Source organism: Nocardioides aquaticus, assembly GCF_018459925.1.
Classification (GTDB): Bacteria; Actinomycetota; Actinomycetes; order Propionibacteriales; family Nocardioidaceae; genus Nocardioides; species Nocardioides aquaticus.
On the sequence record NZ_CP075371.1, the window covers coordinates 3802626 to 3819662 of the forward strand.

A 17037-nucleotide genomic window follows, 5' to 3' on the forward strand; every position below is an offset into this window, starting at 1 on the left:
TCAGCCGGACAACCGGTCAGCCGGTCAGGCGACGGCACTGCGCGGGGGTGCAGTCCTCCCACGCCAGCGCGCGCCGACGCAGGTCGCGCACCCAGGGCCGGTCGTGCATCCGGGCGTAGGTGTTGGTGCGCTCGTAGCGGGGGCCGGCGGGGTAGAGCTCCCAGGCCCAGCGCTCCTCGCGCCAGCCTCGCGCCAGGTCGACGCGGACCAGCAGGCCGCGCTCTCCGCGGACGGCGGTGTAGGACGGGATCGCGTCCAGCCGTCCGCCGCTGCCCGCGTCGGCGTCCGGCTCGCCCGGCCGTACGGGACCCTGCCGGTGCTCGACGTAGGTGTAGCGCGCCCCCGGGGCGCGTCGGTCCCGCAGGCTCGGCACGAGGCTGCTCCCCGCCCGCCACCGCTCGGGCGTCAGCCCGGCCAGCTGCTCGATCGTCGGGGCGAGGTCCAGGTTCGTGGTGGCCTGGCCGCGACGGCCCGGCTCGACGCCGGGGCCCACCACGACCAGCGGCACCCGGGTGTCGGACTCGTACGGCGTGCCCTTCCCCCGTCCAGGCCGTGCTGGCCCAGGTGGAAGCCGTTGTCGGAGGTGATCAGCACGTAGGTGTCGGGCCCGACGACCCTCATCAGCCGGCCGATCATCCGGTCGACGGACTGCACCATCCGGGCCCGGTCGCGGTAGCGCTTCAGGGCGTCGGCGCGGGACAGGGTCACCCGGTCGGGCCGCCAGCCCGCGGTGGTGACCGGCTCGCCGCCACGAAGCCGGACGGGGCGGTTGTCGCGGGGGTCGTCGCCGTAGCCGGGCAGGTCGCGCACCGACAGCCGGCCGCAGGCGCGGGCACCGCAGTCGCCCTGCGTGCTGCGCACCCCCGGACGGTCGCGGAACGCGGCCGGGAAGACCGGGTCCCGGGGATAGGCGGGGTCGCCGGTCCGGGCGTGGGCGGCGTACGGCGCGACGTGCAGGAGGTACGGCTCGTCGCTGCGCTCGTAGGACCGGGCGAGGGAGAGGGCCCGGTCGGCGATCACGGTGCCGGCGTACGCGCGGTCCTTGACGCGGGCCGGGGCCGTGGCGGGCGGGGCGGGCTCCGCGCGCAGCGCCAGGTCCCCGTCGGCGCCCGTCACGGTGCGGGCGTAGTCCCAGCCGTCGTAGGCGCCGCCCGAGAAGGCCTCGAAGTCGGTCCAGCCGGGCACGGTCGGCGGTGGGGTGCGGACCGGGCTCCTGGGCCCCTCCGGCTGCCCGGGCTCGTACTCGTTCAGGTACTTGCCCACGAAGCCCGTGCGGTAGCCCGCGTCCTGCAGGGCGACGTTGTAGGAGCGCTTCGGACCGCCGTTCTCGCGGAACGCCCGCCAGCCGCCCTTGGCGCCCAACGGACCGCCGGAGGTGTTGGTCATGACCCCGTTGAGGTGCGGCGGCTGGCCGGTGAAGGTGGCCGCGCGGGACGGGCAGCACAGCGTGTTCACGACGTGGGCGTCGCCGTAGGTCGCGCCCTGGCGGGCCAGGCCGCCGAGCCGGGCCATCGTGGGCACCAGGTCCACGGAGACGTCGTCCATCACCACCACCACGACGTTGGGGCGCTCCTCCAGCTGCCGGGGCGCCGGGGCGGCGCGTCGGTCCCCGGACCGCTCACCGGACCGCTCACCGGGCCGGTCACCGGGCCGGTCGCCGCGGCGTCCCTCGGACCCGGCGGGCGTGGCCAGCAGGCCGGCGACCAGCGCCAGCACCACGAGCGTCAGCCCGGCCCCGAGGAGTGCGGTGAGGGTCGGGCCACCCCGCAGGGTGGCCCGTCGGGACGACGGGAGCATGCGTCGATCATGTCGCACGTCCCGGACGGACGCGCGGGTCCCCGCGCGATCAGGTGCGGCGCGCCCCCGCGTTGGGGTTCGCGTTGGGGCCCTGGGCGCCCTCGTCGACGTCCTCGTCGTCGGGCGCCCCCGCGACCGACTGGTCGGGCTGGATCGGGTCCTCGGCGTTCGCCATGGTCGAGACCTCGCTGACCTGGCCCTCCGGCTCCTCGGACGGGTCCTGGTCGTGCTTCGCGGCCTGCTCGGGGTTCGGGATCTTGGTCACTCCAGCAGCCTAGGAGCCGGCGGTCACCCGTCCGGGGAGATGACGACCGGGCCGCCCCTGCAGGGACGGCCCGGTCGGGCTGAGCTGGTGGTGCTGGTGGTGCTGGTGGTGCTGGTGGTTCAGCGTGCGCCGAGGCTCACTCGCTCTCGGTCGCGAAGCCGGCCTCGACGAGGTAGTCGCTCGAGATGGTCTCGGGCGACTGGCCCTCGGCGGAGATCCGGGTGTTCAGGTCCTGCATGACCTCGGTGGTCAGCGAGTCGGCCAGCGGGGCGAGCGCCTCCATGACCTCGGGGTTGGCGTCGTTGTACTCGACCGACGTCACCGGGACGCCGTTGTAGAGCGGGAAGAACGACTTGTCGTCCTCGAGCACCACCAGGTCGTTGGCGGCGATCCGGCCGTCGGTGGTGAAGATCTCGCCGAAGTCGCAGTTGCCCTGGCCCGTCTGGGTGTAGATGACGCCGGTGCCCAGGCTCTGCTCGTCGCCCCCGGTGATCCCGTAGGCCTCCTTGAAGCCGGGGTAGCCGTCGGGGCGGTTGGCGAACTCGGACTCCACGCAGACGGAGGCGTCGGGGTTCTCCTCGATGTAGGCCGCCATGTCGGAGTGGGTCGCCACGCCGGTCTCGGAGGCGAAGTCCTCGGTCACCGCGAAGGCGTAGGTGTTGTTGAACGGCGACAGCGGGCCCCAGTAGACGTCGTTGGCCAGGTCGGCCTCCTTGACGGCCTCGTACTGCTCGACGGGGTCGAAGATCGGCTTGTCGTTGCCGAGGTAGTTGATCCACCCCGTGCCGGTGTACTCCCACATGATGTTGTTGTCGCCGCGGATGATCTTCTCGCGCGCCGCGGTGGAGCCCTGGGTGTTCAGGTCGGCCGTGGTGTCCGCGCCCCACAGGCACAGGTAGTCCGCGGTGAGCTGGCCCAGGACGAGCTGCTCGTCGAAGTCCTTCGACCCGCTGATGACCTCGACCCCGTCGAGGCCCTCGGGGTCGACGTCGCCGGCCGCGGTCAGGCCGCCGCACTCGCCGCCGCCGGCGACGGAGTTGCCGACCGACGAGCCCTCGTCGAGGCCGCAGCCGGCCAGGGTGGTGGCCAGCGCGGCCGCGCCGAGCCCCGCCAGGACGCGGCGCGAGCCGCGGGAGGTCAGGTGGATGGTCATGAGGTGTCCCTTCGTGGTGGTCGAGCAGGAGGAGCAGTACGGGGGGTCAGCGGATGCCGCGCGGGGTGGCCCAGCGCTGCAGGATGCCCGCGGCCCAGTCGAGGGTGAGCGCCAGGCAGGCGATGATCACGGCGATGGCCAGCGTCGCCACGGCCCGGTCGGTCTTGATCCCGGCGATCAGGGGCGACCCGAGACCGCCGGCGTTGAGGAACGCCCCCAGCGGCACGGTGGCGACCGCGAGGATCAGCGCCGTGCGCGCGCCGGCACCGATGATGGGCACCGCGAGTGGCAGCTCCACCTTGAGCAGCACGGCGGCCGGGGACATCCCCATCCCCTTCGCGGCGTCGAGGACCCCACGGTCGACCTGCTGGAGGCCGGCGATGGTGTTGCGCAGCACCGAGAGGATCGCGTAGGCGGTGAGGATCGCGACCACGGCCCAGAAGCCGGTGTAGTAGATCCCGACCAGCGCGAGCAGACCGAGGCTCGGGGCGGCCTGGCCGATGTTCGCCAGTCCCAGCACCAGGGGCGCCAGCCGCCGCGTACGGGGTCGGGTGACCAGGATGCCGAGCGGGACCGCGATCAGGACCACCAGCACCGCGATGGTGAAGCTGATGTAGACGTGCGCGATCGTCGCGTCCACCAGCGACTGCGTGTCCAGGATGTTGACCTCGATGTTGTCGAGGTCGCGGTCCTGCACGTAGAAGTACAGCGCCGCGAGCACCGCCGCGATGACGATCGGCAGGGCGAGGTCGCGCAGCACGAAGATGCGCCCGGTCGCCGCCGCCTGGGGTCCGCCGCCGGTGCCCTCGTGCTCGTCGGTCGGCGCCACCACCTCGGGGCGCTCGGTGGTGCCGGCGCTCACGTCGGGGCCCCCGCGCCGTGGCCGGCGCGACCGACCCGGGCCAGGATCGCCTGCACCGACACCGAGCCACGGGTCTGGCCGCCATCGACCACCGGGATGTTCGACAGGCCCCTGCCCACCATCAGGTCCAGCGCGTGGTAGAGGCTGTCGCCCGGCGCGACCGAGGTGTCGGTGGCGCCCCCGTCGGCACGGTCCATCTCGAGGCTGGAGACCTGCTCGAAGTGCAGCCGCTTGAGCGCCGCGCCCTCGCCGATGAACCCGGCCACGAAGTCGTCGGCCGGGTTGGCCAGGATGGCCTCGGGGGTGTCGTACTGCGCGATCTGCGAGCCCTCGCGCAGCACCGCGATCCGGTCGCCCAGCTTGAGCGCCTCGTCGAAGTCGTGCGTCACGAAGACGATGGTCTTCTTGAGCGTCTTCTGCAGGTTGCGGAACTCGTCCTGCAGCCGCCCGCGGGTGATCGGGTCGACCGCACCGAACGGCTCGTCCATCAGCATGATCGGCGGGTCGGCCGCGAGCGCCCGGGCCACGCCCACGCGCTGCTGCTGCCCACCGGAGAGCTGGCGGGGGTAGCGGTCGCGGTACTGCTCGGGGTCGAGGCCGACGACGGTCAGCATCTCGTCGACCCGGGCCTCGATCCGCTTCTTGTCCCACTTGAGCAGCTTCGGCACCAGGGCCACGTTCGCGGCGATGGTGAGGTGCGGGATCAGGCCGATCTGCTGGATGACGTAGCCGATCTGGCGGCGCAGGGTCGTGTCGTTGAGCGAGGCCACGTCGCGGCCGTCGATCTCGATCACCCCGTCGCTGGGCGCGATCATCCGGTTGATCATCCGCATGGTGGTGGTCTTGCCGCAGCCCGAGGGCCCGACGAACACCACGATCTCCCCGGCGGGGATCTCCATGTCGACCGCGTCGACCGCGGCCTTGTCGGTGCCGGGATAGCGCTTGGTGAGCTTCTTCAGCGAGATGGGTACCCCGCGGGTGGGCTCGTCGGAGGAGCCTCCGGCGGTGGCGGGCTTGTCCAGGGTCTGCTCAGGCACGGGCACCTCTCGGGGTGGTGAATCGGCGGATGAGGACGAAGATGCCGTCGAAGACCAGAGCCACGGCGGCCACGAAGATGATGCAGGCGAGGGCCTCGTTGCCGGTGTTGACCGACCCGAGGTTGTTCAGCGCATTGAAGCCGTAGATGCCCAGGCCGAAGTCGCCGATGAAGGCACCGATGGCCAGGATCCCCACGGTCAGCTGGGTCGAGACGCGCAGCCCGGCCAGGATCACCGGCCAGGCGATGGGGAGCCGGATCTGCCACAGCATCCGGAAGGCGCCGACGCCCATGCCCTTGGCCGCGTCGATCACGGCCGGGTCGGCGGCCTGCAGCCCCACGACGGCGTTGCGGGTGATCGGCAGCAGGCCGTACATCGACACCACCGGGATGAAGGTGAGCAGCGCGTCCCCGGTCAAGGAGAAGACGAACCCGAACAGCGCCACCGCCGGGATCGTGAACGCCACCGCGATCACACCGATCGAGACGTTCGCCGGCCAGGCGTACCGGTAGGTCGCCAGGGCGATCAGCAGGCCGATGACGGCCGCGATCGCCACGCAGTAGATGGACAGCAGGAAGTGCTGCTGGACGCGGAAGATGACATCCGCCTGGTTCTGTGAAAGCCACTCTCCGAACGGCAGACCGGTCACATCGCCCCCTCGACTCGATGACAGCCCAGGGCGCGAGACGGTGCCGTCCGGGGCACGGACTGGCGCGACTGTAGCCCCGATCGGACCCCTCAGCGAGGATGCAGCCGAGATGTGACGGCGCTGTGACCTGCACCGACCTGTGTAACCGACCGGCCGCTAGGTCCCGCGGGGGGGTGCTACGGCGGCGGTCGGGGCGCCCGGAAGGTGGTCGGCACGGGGGCCGTGGCGGGGATCGGGTCGGCCGGCGCGAGCTCCCCGACCTTCTCGTGCTCACGGTCGCGCACCGCGCGCTTGATCTGCTCCAGGTTGTTGCGGAGCACGTCCGAGACCAGCTCGTCCATGCGAGGGTCGCTGAGCATCTCGATGATCACGCGCAGCGTGGTCTCGCTGACCTCGGACACGATCGCCTCGTAGCCCGGCAGCTTCTTGACCAACCGGGAGTTGGGGTCGTCGCGCACCTTCTCGGTGACCAGCGCCTTGAGCTCGTCGTGGTTCTCGAGCAGCGCCGCGGAAATGTTCTTGGTGTAGTGCCCGGTCTGGATCACCGCGGCCACCTCGTCGAGCACCACCACCGTCAGCGGGCGGCGGAACAGCTTGATCACGGCCATCGCGAGGTTGCTGACGCGTTCCACCACGGCCGGCCGACGCTTGCCCAGCCGGACCAGGACACCCCCGAGCACCGCGGCCAGTACGGACGCGCCGAACACCACGGCGACGAGGAGCAGCAGCACCTGCAGCGTGCTGAGCTGCTCCAGCCAGCGGGAGAACGCGGTCACCGGCACAACCTAGTGCGCCGGGTGACGAACCGGGTGGTGGGCCGGTGCGACCCGGCTGGGGCCTGGTTAGCCTGACCCCCATGAGCAGCCCGAGCACCGAGACCGGCCAGTTCCGCACCGAGCACGACTCCATGGGCGAGGTGCAGGTCCCGCGCGACGCCCTGTGGCGCGCGCAGACCCAGCGCGCGGTCGAGAACTTCCCGATCAGCGGCACGCCGATCGAGCGCCGGCTGATCGAGGGCCTCGCCCTGGTCAAGGCCGCGGCCGCCCAGGCCAACGAGGACCTCGGCGTCCTCGCCCCCGAGATGGCCGGCGCCGTGCGCGACGCCGCCCGCGCCGTGGCGTCCGGGGAGCACGACGAGCACTTCCCGATCGACGTGTTCCAGACCGGCTCGGGCACCAGCTCGAACATGAACGCCAACGAGGTGATCGCCTCGCTCGCCGGCCGGGCCGGGGTCGAGCTGCACCCCAACGACCACGTGAACGCCAGCCAGTCGAGCAACGACACCTTCCCCACCGCGATCCACGTGGCCGTGACCCGCGCCGTGACCGGCGACCTGCTGCCGGCCCTCGACGTGCTCGCCACCAGCCTGGAGGCCAAGGCGACCGAGTTCGCGGGCCTGGTGAAGTCCGGGCGGACCCACCTCATGGACGCCACGCCCGTGATGCTCGGCCAGGAGTTCGGCGGGTACGCCGCCACCGCCCGCCTGGCCGCCGAGCGCCTCGAGTCGGTGCTGCCGCGGGTGCGCGAGCTCCCGCTGGGCGGCACGGCCGTCGGCACCGGCATCAACACCCCCGACGGCTTCGCCGAGAAGGCGATCGCCGCGCTCGTCGAGCTGTCCGGCGAGCCCTTCACCGAGACCCGCAACCACTTCGAGGCCCAGGGCACCCGCGACTCGCTGGTCGAGCTGAGCGGTGCGCTGCGCACCTTCGCGGTCGGCCTCACCAAGATCTGCAACGACCTGCGCTGGATGAGCTCCGGACCGACCACCGGGCTGTCCGAGATCCACCTGCCCGACCTCCAGCCCGGCTCGAGCATCATGCCGGGCAAGGTGAACCCGGTGCTGCCCGAGGCCACGCTGATGGTCTGCTTCCAGGTCGTGGGCAACGACGCGACGGTCGCGGCCGCCGGCGCCAGCGGGTCCTTCGAGCTGAACGTCGCCATGCCGGTGATGGCGCGCAACCTGCTGGAGTCGGTGCGGCTGCTCTCCCACGCCAGCACGGTGCTCGCCGCGCGCTGCATCGACGGCATCACCGCCGACGCCGAGCGGATGCGCACCTACGCCGAGTCCTCGCCCTCGGTGGTCACCCCGCTGAACAAGCACCTCGGCTACGAGAACGCCGCCAAGGTCGCCAAGAAGGCCCTCGCGGACGGCCGGACCATCCGCGAGACGGTGCTGGCCATGGGCTTCGTCGAGCGCGGGGAGCTGACCGAGGCCGAGATGGACGCCGCCCTCGACGTCGAGTCGATGACCGGCCGCTGACCCGCCGATGACCACCCCCGCGGCCGACCGCCTCGCCTCGCAGCGCGCGCAGTGGCAGGCCGCGGCGGCCGACTTCGACGCCGAGCCCGACCACGGCCTGCTCGACCCGGACGTCCGCGAGGCGTGGCGTGCGCTGCTCGAGCCCCACCTGCCGCCGGCGCCGGCCGACGTCGTCGACCTCGGCTGCGGCACCGGCTCGTTGGCGGTGCTGCTGTCCGAGCGGGGCCACCGGGTGCGCGGCACCGATCTGGCCCCGGCGATGGTGGCCGCCGCCCGGGCCAAGGCCGACGCCGCCGGCGTCGGGGACCGGGTGACGGTGGTGGAGGGCGACGCCGGCCACCCGTCGTACGGGCCCGGATCGGCCGACGTGGTGCTCTGCCGGCACGTCCTGTGGGCGCTGCCCGACCCGGCCGCCGCCCTGGCCGCGTGGGGCCGCCTGCTGCGTCCCGGCGGCCTGCTGCTGCTCGTCGAGGGGCGCTGGCACACCGGCGGCGGCCTGGACGCCGCGACCACGGTCCGTCTCGTGGCCGACCACGTCGCCGGCGCCGACGCACCGCAGGTCGAGCAGCTGGCGGACCGCGACGACCTGTGGGGCGGCCCGGTCACCGACGAGCGTTACCTGCTCCACGCCCGCGTCCCCCGCCGAGATGACGCTCCCGGACAGCCGAGATGACGCTCGCGGCGCCTCGAGGTGACGGTTGCGGCGCCCCGCTCAGACCCGCCGGGGATCGCCCGCGACCACGTCGACCACGACGACGGTGACCGGCACCGGGGGCCCCGCGCCGACCCCGACCGTCTCGGCGAGCACCGCCCGGGCGTCGGCCCGGACCTCCTCGGCGAGCGCGTGGAGGTCGGTGCCGTAGGAGCAGGTCAGCTCCACCGCGACCTGTGCCGGCCGCTCGTCCTCGACCCGGAGCGTGATCCGTTCCGGGGCGTGCGTCGGCTCGCGACGCAGCAGTCGCCGCAACGACGCCTCCAGCACGCGCGAGGAGACGTACGTGCGGGACCCGCGGTCGTCACGCACGGTGGCCGCGGGATCGGCGGGGGTGCCCACCACGAGCACGGGGTCGGCCGGCGCCACGGAGGAGCGCACCCGCTGCCGCACGGTCTGCGCCACCGCGGGCCAGCCCTCGGGCGCCTCGTCGGCCTCGGCGCGACGCCGCAGCTCGCGGGTGGCACGGACGACCGGGTCCTGGGGGTCGACGGGGTCCTCGGGGTCGACGGGGCCCTCGGGGTCGACGGGGTCGACGGGGTCCGTCTCGGGTCCTAGCGCCATCGCGCCATCCTCTCGGCCAGGGTCTTGCGACCACGGTGCAGGTGCCCCCGGACGCTGCCGACGGGCAGCGCGAGGGCGGTGGCGATCTCGTCGTAGCTCATGCCCTCGGACTCCCGCAGCAGCCACACGGCGCGCTGGTGCCAGGGCAGCTCGTCCAGCGCCGTCTGCAGGGCGGCCAGCAGCTCCTCGTCCAGCACGTGCTGGAGAGGGTTGTCGGCCGCCGGGCGGATGGTGTGGGAGAGCAGCTCGTCGTCGACGGGGACGGGTCGCCGGTGCCGCTGCAGGTCGACCGCGCGGCGGTGGGTGAGACGGAACAGCCAGGTCCGCAGGCTGGAGCGCCCCTCGAAGGAGCCGAGCCCCTTCCACGCCGAGATCAGCGCCTCCTGCACGACCTCGGCCGCGTCGGCGCTGCTGCCCCCGACCAGCCGCTCGGCGTAGCGGTACAACCCCGGCCCGTGACGGGCCGCGATCACGGCGAACGCCTCCTCGTCACCGGTGCGCGCCGCACGCACCAGCGCCTCGTCGGAGGCCTCGTCGTAGGACGAGCCGTCGTCGGGCACGCGACTATCGTGACCGACGGGAGCATGACGCAGGTCACCCGGGCAGGCGCGTGACGATCCGGCCGCGGCGCACGACTACCCCGCGTCCCGTCCCCCAGACGAAGAGGTCACCCGAGATGAGCGACTCCACCACCAGCACCCCGACCGCCACCCCGACCGCCACCGCAGCCCCCACGACGTCGGTGAGCACGACGACGACCGGTCCGACCCGCACCGACGTGGCCGTGCCGAGCACCCCGTCCGAGGGCCGCACCTCGATCGCCGACACCGTCGTGTCGAAGATCGCCGGCATCGCCGCCCGCGAGATCGACGGCGTGCACGCCCTCGGCGGGGGCGCGGCCCGCGCCGTCGGCGCGCTCCGCGAGCGGATCCCGGGCTCGCGCACCAATCTGACGCAGGGCGTCGCCGTCGAGGTGGGCGAGCGCCAGGCCGCCGTCGACCTCGACATCGTGGCGGAGTACGGCGTGGCGATCACCGACCTGGCCACCGCCATCCGGCGCAACGTCGTGGGTTCGGTGGAGCGGATGACGGGCCTGGAGGTCACCGAGGTCAACATCACCGTCCACGACGTCTTCATGGACGACGGCTCCGACGACCCCGACGGCGCGCAGAACCCGCCGCGGGTCCAGTGAGTCGACCGTGAGCGGCCCGGAGGTCGACCTCGTCGACCGGCTCGAGGCGGCCGTCCTGGCCGTCGAGGGCGTGGTCGGCCTGCACGCGGGCGTGCTCGGCGAGGTGGCGACCTACCTCCCCGGTCGTCGCATCGGCGGGCTCCGGCTGCGTGACGACGACTGCGAGGTGCACGTCGTGCTGAGCTTCGGCTCGCCCGTCGTCGAGACGGCCGACCGGGTGCGGGACGCCGTCCGCGGCCTGGTCGCCGGCCGGGTCGACGTCACCGTCGAGGACGTCGCACCGCCGGCATGAGCGACCACCCCGACCCCGACGAGGCCGCGGCCCTGCGGGCCCGGCGCCGGGCCGCGGCGCGCCGGCACCACCCGGACCTCGGCGGCGACCCGGAGGCGTTCCGGCGCGCCATGGCCGCCGCCGAGTCGCCGGCCACCTCCCCGGCCACCTCCCCGGCCTCGACCTCGACCCCGTCCGGTAGCGAGCCGGTCGTGGTGCTGCGCCGCCACCGGGCGATCACCGCGGCCGCCGTCGTGGCCGCGGGGGGCGTACGCCTGGTCGGCGGGCTGCGTGCCCGGCTGCCGCGCTCGTTCCCCGGGGCCCGCCGCTACACCGACCTCTGAGCCGGGTCCGCCCTCCCACCCTCTGTTCCACCCATGACAGGAGCACCACATGACCACCTCGTCCCTCGGCCTGATCGCCGGGCTCCTCCTCGCCATCGCCGTCGTCGCCGGCGGGTTCACCGGCCTGCTGCTCGGCCTGGTCTTCGGCGCCGTCGGCTACCTCGTCGGCGGCCACCTGGACGGCCAGGTCGACCTGCGCGCCCTCCTGCGGGGTCGTCGTGGCTGACCTGTCCACCTCCACGCCGGTGCGCGCCGAGGTGCGCCCCGAGGTGCGCCCCGAGGAGCGCGGCACCCTCGACGTTCGCACCCGCGCGCTGGCCCACCTCGTCGAGCGGGCCGCGCTCGAGGCCGCAGGCAGCGTGCGCCACCGCACCACGCTGGGCAGGGTCCGCGGCGGCGACCTGCCCCGGGCCTCCCTGAGCGTGCACGACCACGACGCGCGGGTCTCCCTCGACGTCGCCTGCCACTGGCCGGCCGACCTCAGCGCGGTCGCCGCGGACGTGCGCGACCGGGTCCGTGACCGCGTCTCGTCGTTGTCGGGGCTCAGCATCACCAGCGTCGACGTGACCGTGCACGCCGTCACCGTCACCGAGCCGGACCGGGGGCGGGCCCGATGAGCGCCACCCGCAGCGGCACACCCGCCGCCACCGCCCCCCGCGGCCGGCCGCTGGCCTCGGTCGTCGCCCTCGTCCTGCGCCTGCTCGTGGTGGCCCTGGCCGTCGTCACCGTGCGCGACCTCGTCGTCACCCAGGGCTGGGCGTCCGGCACCTCGTGGACCGCCTCGGTCGCCGGGTCGCTCGACGGCGCCGGCAGCGGCGCCGGCGGGGTCGTCGCCGGCGTCGTCCTCGTCGCGCTCGGCGTCCTCATGCTGCTGCTCGGCCTGCTGCCGGCACGCCGCACCCACCTGCGCTCGAGCGTGGACGCGCTCGACCTCTGGATCACCCCGGCCGCGCTGGCCGCGCTGGCCCGGGCCGTGGCCGACCGCTCCGCCGGGGTGCTGGAGGCCCGTACGGCCCGCGCCGGCCGGCGCCGCGTCCGGGTCGCGGTGCGCGCCCACGGCGACGCCGCCGCCGTCGGCCGCGAGGCGCAGGCCGCGGTGGACCGGGACGTCTCCGCCATGACGCCGGCCCGTGTCGTGGTCACCTCGACCAGCAAGGAGCTCCCCCGATGACCGACCGCCTCCGCACCGTCGACCGGCTCTGGGTGCTGCTCCTGGGCCTGGTCCTGCTCGGGTCCGGGCTGGTCCTGCTCGACCGCGAGTACGCCGTGGTCGGCCGCTACCCCGACACCGTCGACCTCGGCCCCACCGTCGAGGTCCTCGAGAGCCCCTGGGGGCCGTGGCTGGTCGCCGTCGTCGGCGTGCTCCTCGGACTGCTCGCCCTGCGGGGCCTGCTCCGCCGCGTCGGACGACCACCGGCCACCACGAGGCGCCTCGGGGCCAGCGGCCCGACCGGTCGGCTCGAGGTCGACCTGCGCTCGGTGGCGGACTCGGTGGCCGACCGGCTGGGCACGCAGGCACCGGTGACCGGGGCCGGCGGATCCGTGCGCCGCCTCGGTGGCCGTGACGTGCTGCTCGTCGACGCCCACGTCACCGAGGACGCCGACCCCCAGGTCCTGACGGCCGCCGTCGCGGCCGCGCACGACGAAGTCGCTGCCGCCTTCCCCGACGACGACGTCACCGTCCGGGTCGTGCTCGAGGCCCCCCAGCGGGCCCGCCGGGACCGCACCGACCGGGTGCGCCTCGACGGCTGAGACCGGAGACCGCGGCACGCACCGACGACGGCCCCGGGGACCAGCTGGTCCCCGGGGCCGTCGCGGTGCTGCGGGTCAGTCGCGAGGACGCAGGTCCTCGGCGCCCTCCTGGGCCTTGGTCTCCGCCTCGTCCGCGAGGTGCTTGGCCTTGTCGGCCGCCGTGGAGGCGGCGTCCTGGGCCTTGTCGGCGACCTCCTCAGCCTTCGACTCGGCCCTGCGCTTGGCCTCGGCGGCCTTGTCCTCGAACTCGGAGCGGGCCTGCTGCACGGTGTCGGTGTCCTGGGCGCGGTTGAGCGCGAGCCACGCGACGCCGGCGCCGAGGACCACGAGGCCGACGGTCACCAGTCGACGGCGGCGACGCTGCTGACGACGGCTCGTCCGGCCGACGGCCTCGAGCGCGCGGTCCCGGGCGAGGTCCAGGTGGGACTCCAGGGCGGCGGGGACCGTCTTCTGGGCCTTCCTCGAGACGGCCTGCGCCTGCTTCGAGGCGTCCTGGGCCTGGACGACCAGGTCGTGGGCGGCGTGCTCGGCGCGGTCCTTGAGCGAGGCCGTGGCGGTGGTCGCGGCCCCCTTGGCGACAGCCGTGGTGTTCATCAGGGTCCTCCGTGTGCGGTCGTGGTCCCGCCCGCGCGTGCGCTCCGGGCGAGGCGCCGGGCAAGACCCGGCGGCTTACACCGTAAGAACGTAGCGGTACCGGCACGGCCCCCCTCACCCGTTCAGGGCGTGGGCGCGGCTACTCAGTACCAGTTGACGGCCTGGCTGTGGGACCAGGCGCTGCAGGGGCTGCCGTACCTGTCCTGGATGTAGCCCAGGCCCCAGCGGATCTGGGTGGCGGGGTTGGTGGCCCAGTCGGGGCCGGCGGAGGCCATCTTCTCGCCGGGCAGGGACTGCGGGATGCCGTAGGCCGACGAGCTCGGGTTGTCGGCGTAGGGGTCCCAGCCGGACTCCTTGGTCCACAGGCTGTCCAGGCAGGAGAACTGGTCCGAGGAGAACCCGAACTCGGGCAGCAGCGCCTGGGCGATCTCCCGCGGGTCGTCGTCGGACAGCGTCTCGGAGGCCGTCATCGCCGGGGCGACCTCGGCGGCCAGCGCCTCCGCCTTGGCGGGGTCGGCCTCGGCGCGCCGGTCCGAGCGGCTGACGACCGGCTCGCGCTCGCCCAGCTCCGCGGCCTGCAGGCCGGCCGGCTCCGAGGCCTGCTCCGAGGCCTGCTCGGTGGCCTGCTCCGAGACGGGGGCGTCGAGGGCGCCCGCCGCTCCGGCGGCCTGGTCGCTCCCGCGGTCGGTGGCGGCGTCGCCCACCGAGGCGCCCGCGGTCTCCAGCACGGCACCCTGACCGCCCAGCACTCCTGCTCCGACGCTCACCCCGGTGGCGGCGACCGCCACGGCGGAGAGCACCAGCGTGGTGCGTACGGCGCGCCGCGGGACCTCGAGGGCCGGGCGGACGGGTGCGGAACGGTGCTTCGGGACGTGCTTGACGTGCTTGCTCACAGGTGCGGGATCCCCGATGGTCTGGGCGGCAGTGGCGGGCCCGGCCGATCGGCCTCGACCCGCTCAGGTCACGAAAAGATCTCGGCACACCATGCCTGAGGAGTCCCGGTGGTCCAAAACCGAACCACCCGACCGGGGGATAACGGGACGTAGGTCACACGCCACGGGACGCACGGGCCTCGTCCGCCCCGTGCGCCCCGTGCGTCCCGTGCGTCCCAGCTGGAGCGCCTCAGACGGTCATGTTCTCCAGCATCTCGGTGACCAGGGCGGCGATCGGCGACCGCTCCGAACGCGTCAGCGTGGTGTGCGAGAAGAGCGGGTGGCCCTTCAGCTTCTCCACCACCGCCACCACGCCGTCGTGCCGACCGACGCGCAGGTTGTCGCGCTGCGCCACGTCGTGGGTCAGCACCACCTTGGAGTTGGCCCCGATCCGCGAGAGCACCGTGAGCAGCACGTTGCGCTCCAGCGACTGCGCCTCGTCGACGATCACGAACGAGTCGTGCAGCGAGCGGCCCCGGATGTGGGTCAGCGGCAGCACCTCGAGCATCCCGCGCGCCAGCACCTCGTCGATGACGTGGCGCGAGGCCATCGAGCCCAGCGTGTCGAAGACGGCCTGGGCCCACGGCCCCATCTTCTCCGCCTCCGAGCCGGGCAGGTAGCCCAGCTCCTGCCCGCCGACCGCGAACAACGGGCGGAAGACGACGACCTTCTGGTGCTGCCCGCGCTCCAGGACGGCCTCGAGCCCGGCGCACAGTGCCAGCGCCGACTTCCCGGTCCCGGCGCGGCCGCCGAGCGAGACGATGCCGACCTCCGGGTCGAGCAGCATCTCCAGCGCGACGCGCTGCTCGGCGGAGCGGCCGTGGATCCCGAAGGCCTCCCGGTCGCCGCGTACGAGGTGCACCTGCTTGTCGGGCCCGACCCGGCCGAGCGCGGTGCCGCGCTCGGAGAGCAGCACGAGCCCGGTGTGGCAGGGCAGGCCGCGCGCCGCGTCGAGGTCGAGGACGCCGTCGTCGTACAGCTCGTCGAGGTCGGCGGCCGCCACGTCGAGCTCGGCCATCCCGGTGTAGCCGGTGTCGGAGTCGCTGATCGCCTCGGCGCGGTACTCCTCGGCGTCCAGCCCGACCGCGGAGGCCTTGATCCGCAGCGGCAGGTCCTTGGAGACCAGGGTGACCTCGAAGCCCTCGTCGGCCAGGTTGCGCGCCACGGCGAGGATCCGGGTGTCGTTGTCACCCAGGCGGAAGCCCGAGGGCAGCGACGAGGCGTCGGTGTGGTTGAGCTCGACCCGGACGCTGCCGCCGTCCTCCCCCACCGGCACCGGCTCGTCGAGCCGGCCGTGCTCGACGCGCAGCTCGTCGAGCAGGCGCAGGGCGGAACGGGCGAAGAAGCCGAGCTCGGGGTGGTGGCGCTTGCCCTCGAGCTCGGTGACGACCACGACGGGCAGGACGACCTCGTGCTCGGCGAAGCGGCGCAGGGCACCGGGGTCGGCCAGCAGGACGCTGGTGTCGACGACGTAGGTCCGTCGGCCCGGGACGGGCTCAGGCCGGACCGGGGCGGGGCGGGGCGTGCGGGAGGACGCGGTGCTGGACGCAGTACTGGGCGCGGTGCTGGACGCGGTGACGGTCACGGTGGTTCCTCACAGGACCGCGCGCGCACTCCTCGCCCCGGCCCTCGTCGCTGCTGCTCTCGGACCGGGAGCGCGCGCGACCGCCGGAGTGCCGGCGTCCGGGACCACCGTCGGCCGGGGCCGACGATCGTTCCAGGTCGTGAGCTGCCACGAACGAGCCTCCCAGTATGGCGGGCTTCCCCACCCGCCATTGCTGGTGAAAGTACGCCCGGGTGCGGGCCGCCGTGGGCCGACACGCCCGTCCGCGAGGTGAACCGCGTGTTACGAGCCGAAGCGGCGCTCGCGCTGGGCGTAGGCCCGGATCGCCCGCAGGAAGTCGACCTTGCGGAACTCGGGCCAGTAGGCCTCGCAGAAGTAGAACTCCGACTTCGCGCTCTGCCACAGCAGGAACCCGCCGAGCCGCTGCTCGCCCGAGGTGCGGATCACCAGGTCCGGGTCGGGCTGGCCCTTGGTGTAGAGGTGGTCGGCGATGTGCTCGACGTCGAGCACCGCGGCCAGCTCCTCGAGCGTGGTTCCCCGCGCCGCGTGCTCGTGGAGCAGCGAGCGGACCGCGTCGGTGATCTCACGGCGCCCGCCGTACCCGACGGCGATGTTCACCAGCGAGCCGTCCACGTCCGCCGTGGCCTCGGCGGCCGCCTTCAGCCGCTCGGCCGTCGCCGGCGGGAGCAGGTCCAGGGCGCCCACCGGGTGCAGGCGCCACCGGCCCCGCCGCGCCAGGGAGTCGACCGCCTCCTCGATGATCTCGAGCAGCGGGCCGAGCTCGGCGTCGGGCCGGTTCAGGTTGTCGGTGGACAGCAGCCACAAGGTGACCACCTCGATGCCCACCTCGTCGCACCACTCCAGCAGCGGCTCGATGTTGGCGGCACCGGCACGGTGCCCGTGGGCGGAGTCCCGGCCGACGGTGCGGGCCCAGCGGCGGTTGCCGTCCAGCATCACGCCCACGTGGTGCGGCAGGTGCTGCGGCATCCGCCGCACCATCCGTGCCTCGTAGGCCGGGTAGAGCACCCGGCGCACGCCCCGCTTCCAGTCGACCACCCGCCGATGGTAGCCGCGCCGGAGCCCGTCGCG

General features: G+C 73.9%; 23 protein-coding genes. 9 read left to right on the forward strand and 14 right to left on the reverse strand.

All coding sequences use genetic code 11. The annotated features are described in order from the left end of the window. Positions 1 to 16 precede the first annotated feature (16 nt). From ENKNEFLB_RS18465 to ENKNEFLB_RS18500, 8 genes are all read right to left on the reverse strand, one after another. Positions 17 to 508 (reverse strand): alkaline phosphatase family protein, encoded by a 492-nt coding sequence (locus tag ENKNEFLB_RS18465; protein WP_214056702.1) that lies wholly within the window; start codon positions 506 to 508, stop codon positions 17 to 19. After that, on the reverse strand, positions 406 to 1797 hold the full coding sequence (locus ENKNEFLB_RS18470) for a sulfatase-like hydrolase/transferase (protein WP_214056703.1): 1392 nt from the start codon (positions 1795 to 1797) through the stop codon (positions 406 to 408). Before ENKNEFLB_RS18470 ends, ENKNEFLB_RS18465 begins: the two co-directional genes overlap by 103 nt. Positions 1798 to 1846: 49 nt before the next feature. After that, positions 1847 to 2062, reverse strand: coding sequence for a hypothetical protein (locus tag ENKNEFLB_RS18475; protein ID WP_214056704.1), 216 nt, complete (start codon positions 2060 to 2062; stop codon positions 1847 to 1849). Positions 2063 to 2198: 136 nt separating this feature from the next. Continuing rightward, entirely contained in the window at positions 2199 to 3215 is a 1017-nt protein-coding gene (locus ENKNEFLB_RS18480) for a glycine betaine ABC transporter substrate-binding protein (protein ID WP_214056705.1), read from the reverse strand. Positions 3216 to 3261: 46 nt separating this feature from the next. Further along, complete coding sequence (locus ENKNEFLB_RS18485) at positions 3262 to 4077, reverse strand: ABC transporter permease (protein ID WP_214056706.1); 816 nt, start codon at positions 4075 to 4077, stop codon at positions 3262 to 3264. Beyond that, a complete protein-coding gene (locus ENKNEFLB_RS18490; protein WP_338040922.1) occupies positions 4074 to 5114 on the reverse strand; it encodes an ABC transporter ATP-binding protein in 1041 nt (346 codons plus the stop codon). Before ENKNEFLB_RS18490 ends, ENKNEFLB_RS18485 begins: the two co-directional genes overlap by 4 nt. After that, complete coding sequence (locus tag ENKNEFLB_RS18495; RefSeq protein WP_214056708.1) at positions 5107 to 5763, reverse strand: ABC transporter permease; 657 nt, start codon at positions 5761 to 5763, stop codon at positions 5107 to 5109. The genes ENKNEFLB_RS18490 and ENKNEFLB_RS18495 overlap by 8 nt, the downstream gene beginning before the upstream one ends. 176 nt (positions 5764 to 5939) lie before the next feature. Next, complete coding sequence (locus ENKNEFLB_RS18500; protein ID WP_214056710.1) at positions 5940 to 6539, reverse strand: hypothetical protein; 600 nt, start codon at positions 6537 to 6539, stop codon at positions 5940 to 5942. Between the two features lie 80 nt (positions 6540 to 6619). On the opposite strand from ENKNEFLB_RS18500, the gene ENKNEFLB_RS18505 reads away from it, so the two are divergent. Then, positions 6620 to 8023 (forward strand): class II fumarate hydratase, encoded by a 1404-nt coding sequence (locus ENKNEFLB_RS18505; protein WP_214056711.1) that lies wholly within the window; start codon positions 6620 to 6622, stop codon positions 8021 to 8023. Positions 8024 to 8030: 7 nt separating this feature from the next. Next, a complete protein-coding gene (locus tag ENKNEFLB_RS18510; protein WP_214056712.1) occupies positions 8031 to 8696 on the forward strand; it encodes a class I SAM-dependent methyltransferase in 666 nt (221 codons plus the stop codon). Positions 8697 to 8735: 39 nt separating this feature from the next. Here ENKNEFLB_RS18510 and ENKNEFLB_RS18515 read toward each other — a convergent pair whose 3' ends face one another. Then, a complete protein-coding gene (locus ENKNEFLB_RS18515) occupies positions 8736 to 9299 on the reverse strand; it encodes a hypothetical protein (RefSeq protein WP_214056713.1) in 564 nt (187 codons plus the stop codon). Then, positions 9290 to 9859 (reverse strand): RNA polymerase sigma factor, encoded by a 570-nt coding sequence (locus ENKNEFLB_RS18520; RefSeq protein WP_214056714.1) that lies wholly within the window; start codon positions 9857 to 9859, stop codon positions 9290 to 9292. The genes ENKNEFLB_RS18515 and ENKNEFLB_RS18520 overlap by 10 nt, the downstream gene beginning before the upstream one ends. A gap of 116 nt (positions 9860 to 9975) precedes the next feature. Between ENKNEFLB_RS18520 and ENKNEFLB_RS18525 the strand changes: the two genes are divergently transcribed. From ENKNEFLB_RS18525 to ENKNEFLB_RS18555, 7 genes are read left to right on the forward strand one after another with little or no spacing between them, the layout of a single operon-like run. Further along, complete coding sequence (locus ENKNEFLB_RS18525; protein WP_214056715.1) at positions 9976 to 10491, forward strand: Asp23/Gls24 family envelope stress response protein; 516 nt, start codon at positions 9976 to 9978, stop codon at positions 10489 to 10491. Between the two features lie 7 nt (positions 10492 to 10498). Then, on the forward strand, positions 10499 to 10783 hold the full coding sequence (locus tag ENKNEFLB_RS18530; protein WP_214056716.1) for an Asp23/Gls24 family envelope stress response protein: 285 nt from the start codon (positions 10499 to 10501) through the stop codon (positions 10781 to 10783). After that, entirely contained in the window at positions 10780 to 11106 is a 327-nt protein-coding gene (locus tag ENKNEFLB_RS18535) for a hypothetical protein (RefSeq protein WP_214056717.1), read from the forward strand. Before ENKNEFLB_RS18530 ends, ENKNEFLB_RS18535 begins: the two co-directional genes overlap by 4 nt. 49 nt (positions 11107 to 11155) lie before the next feature. Beyond that, the gene (locus tag ENKNEFLB_RS18540) at positions 11156 to 11332 is read left to right on the forward strand and encodes a DUF2273 domain-containing protein (protein ID WP_214056718.1); all 177 of its coding nucleotides are present in this window, start codon (positions 11156 to 11158) and stop codon (positions 11330 to 11332) included. Beyond that, on the forward strand, positions 11325 to 11723 hold the full coding sequence (locus tag ENKNEFLB_RS18545) for an Asp23/Gls24 family envelope stress response protein (RefSeq protein ID WP_214056719.1): 399 nt from the start codon (positions 11325 to 11327) through the stop codon (positions 11721 to 11723). The genes ENKNEFLB_RS18540 and ENKNEFLB_RS18545 overlap by 8 nt, the downstream gene beginning before the upstream one ends. Further along, complete coding sequence (locus ENKNEFLB_RS18550) at positions 11720 to 12277, forward strand: DUF6286 domain-containing protein (protein ID WP_214056720.1); 558 nt, start codon at positions 11720 to 11722, stop codon at positions 12275 to 12277. The genes ENKNEFLB_RS18545 and ENKNEFLB_RS18550 overlap by 4 nt, the downstream gene beginning before the upstream one ends. Further along, a complete protein-coding gene (locus ENKNEFLB_RS18555; protein WP_214056721.1) occupies positions 12274 to 12858 on the forward strand; it encodes a hypothetical protein in 585 nt (194 codons plus the stop codon). The genes ENKNEFLB_RS18550 and ENKNEFLB_RS18555 overlap by 4 nt, the downstream gene beginning before the upstream one ends. Before the next feature lie 75 nt (positions 12859 to 12933). On the opposite strand, the gene ENKNEFLB_RS18560 is transcribed toward ENKNEFLB_RS18555, so the two are convergent. From ENKNEFLB_RS18560 to ENKNEFLB_RS18575, 4 genes are all read right to left on the reverse strand, one after another. After that, the gene (locus tag ENKNEFLB_RS18560) at positions 12934 to 13452 is read right to left on the reverse strand and encodes a hypothetical protein (RefSeq protein ID WP_214056722.1); all 519 of its coding nucleotides are present in this window, start codon (positions 13450 to 13452) and stop codon (positions 12934 to 12936) included. Between the two features lie 143 nt (positions 13453 to 13595). Next, positions 13596 to 14345, reverse strand: coding sequence for an aggregation-promoting factor C-terminal-like domain-containing protein (locus ENKNEFLB_RS18565; protein WP_214056723.1), 750 nt, complete (start codon positions 14343 to 14345; stop codon positions 13596 to 13598). Positions 14346 to 14574: 229 nt separating this feature from the next. Then, entirely contained in the window at positions 14575 to 15969 is a 1395-nt protein-coding gene (locus tag ENKNEFLB_RS18570) for a PhoH family protein (protein ID WP_275955906.1), read from the reverse strand. 261 nt (positions 15970 to 16230) lie between these two features. Next, the gene (locus ENKNEFLB_RS18575; RefSeq protein ID WP_214056724.1) at positions 16231 to 17004 is read right to left on the reverse strand and encodes an isoprenyl transferase; all 774 of its coding nucleotides are present in this window, start codon (positions 17002 to 17004) and stop codon (positions 16231 to 16233) included. Positions 17005 to 17037: the final 33 nt, after the last annotated feature.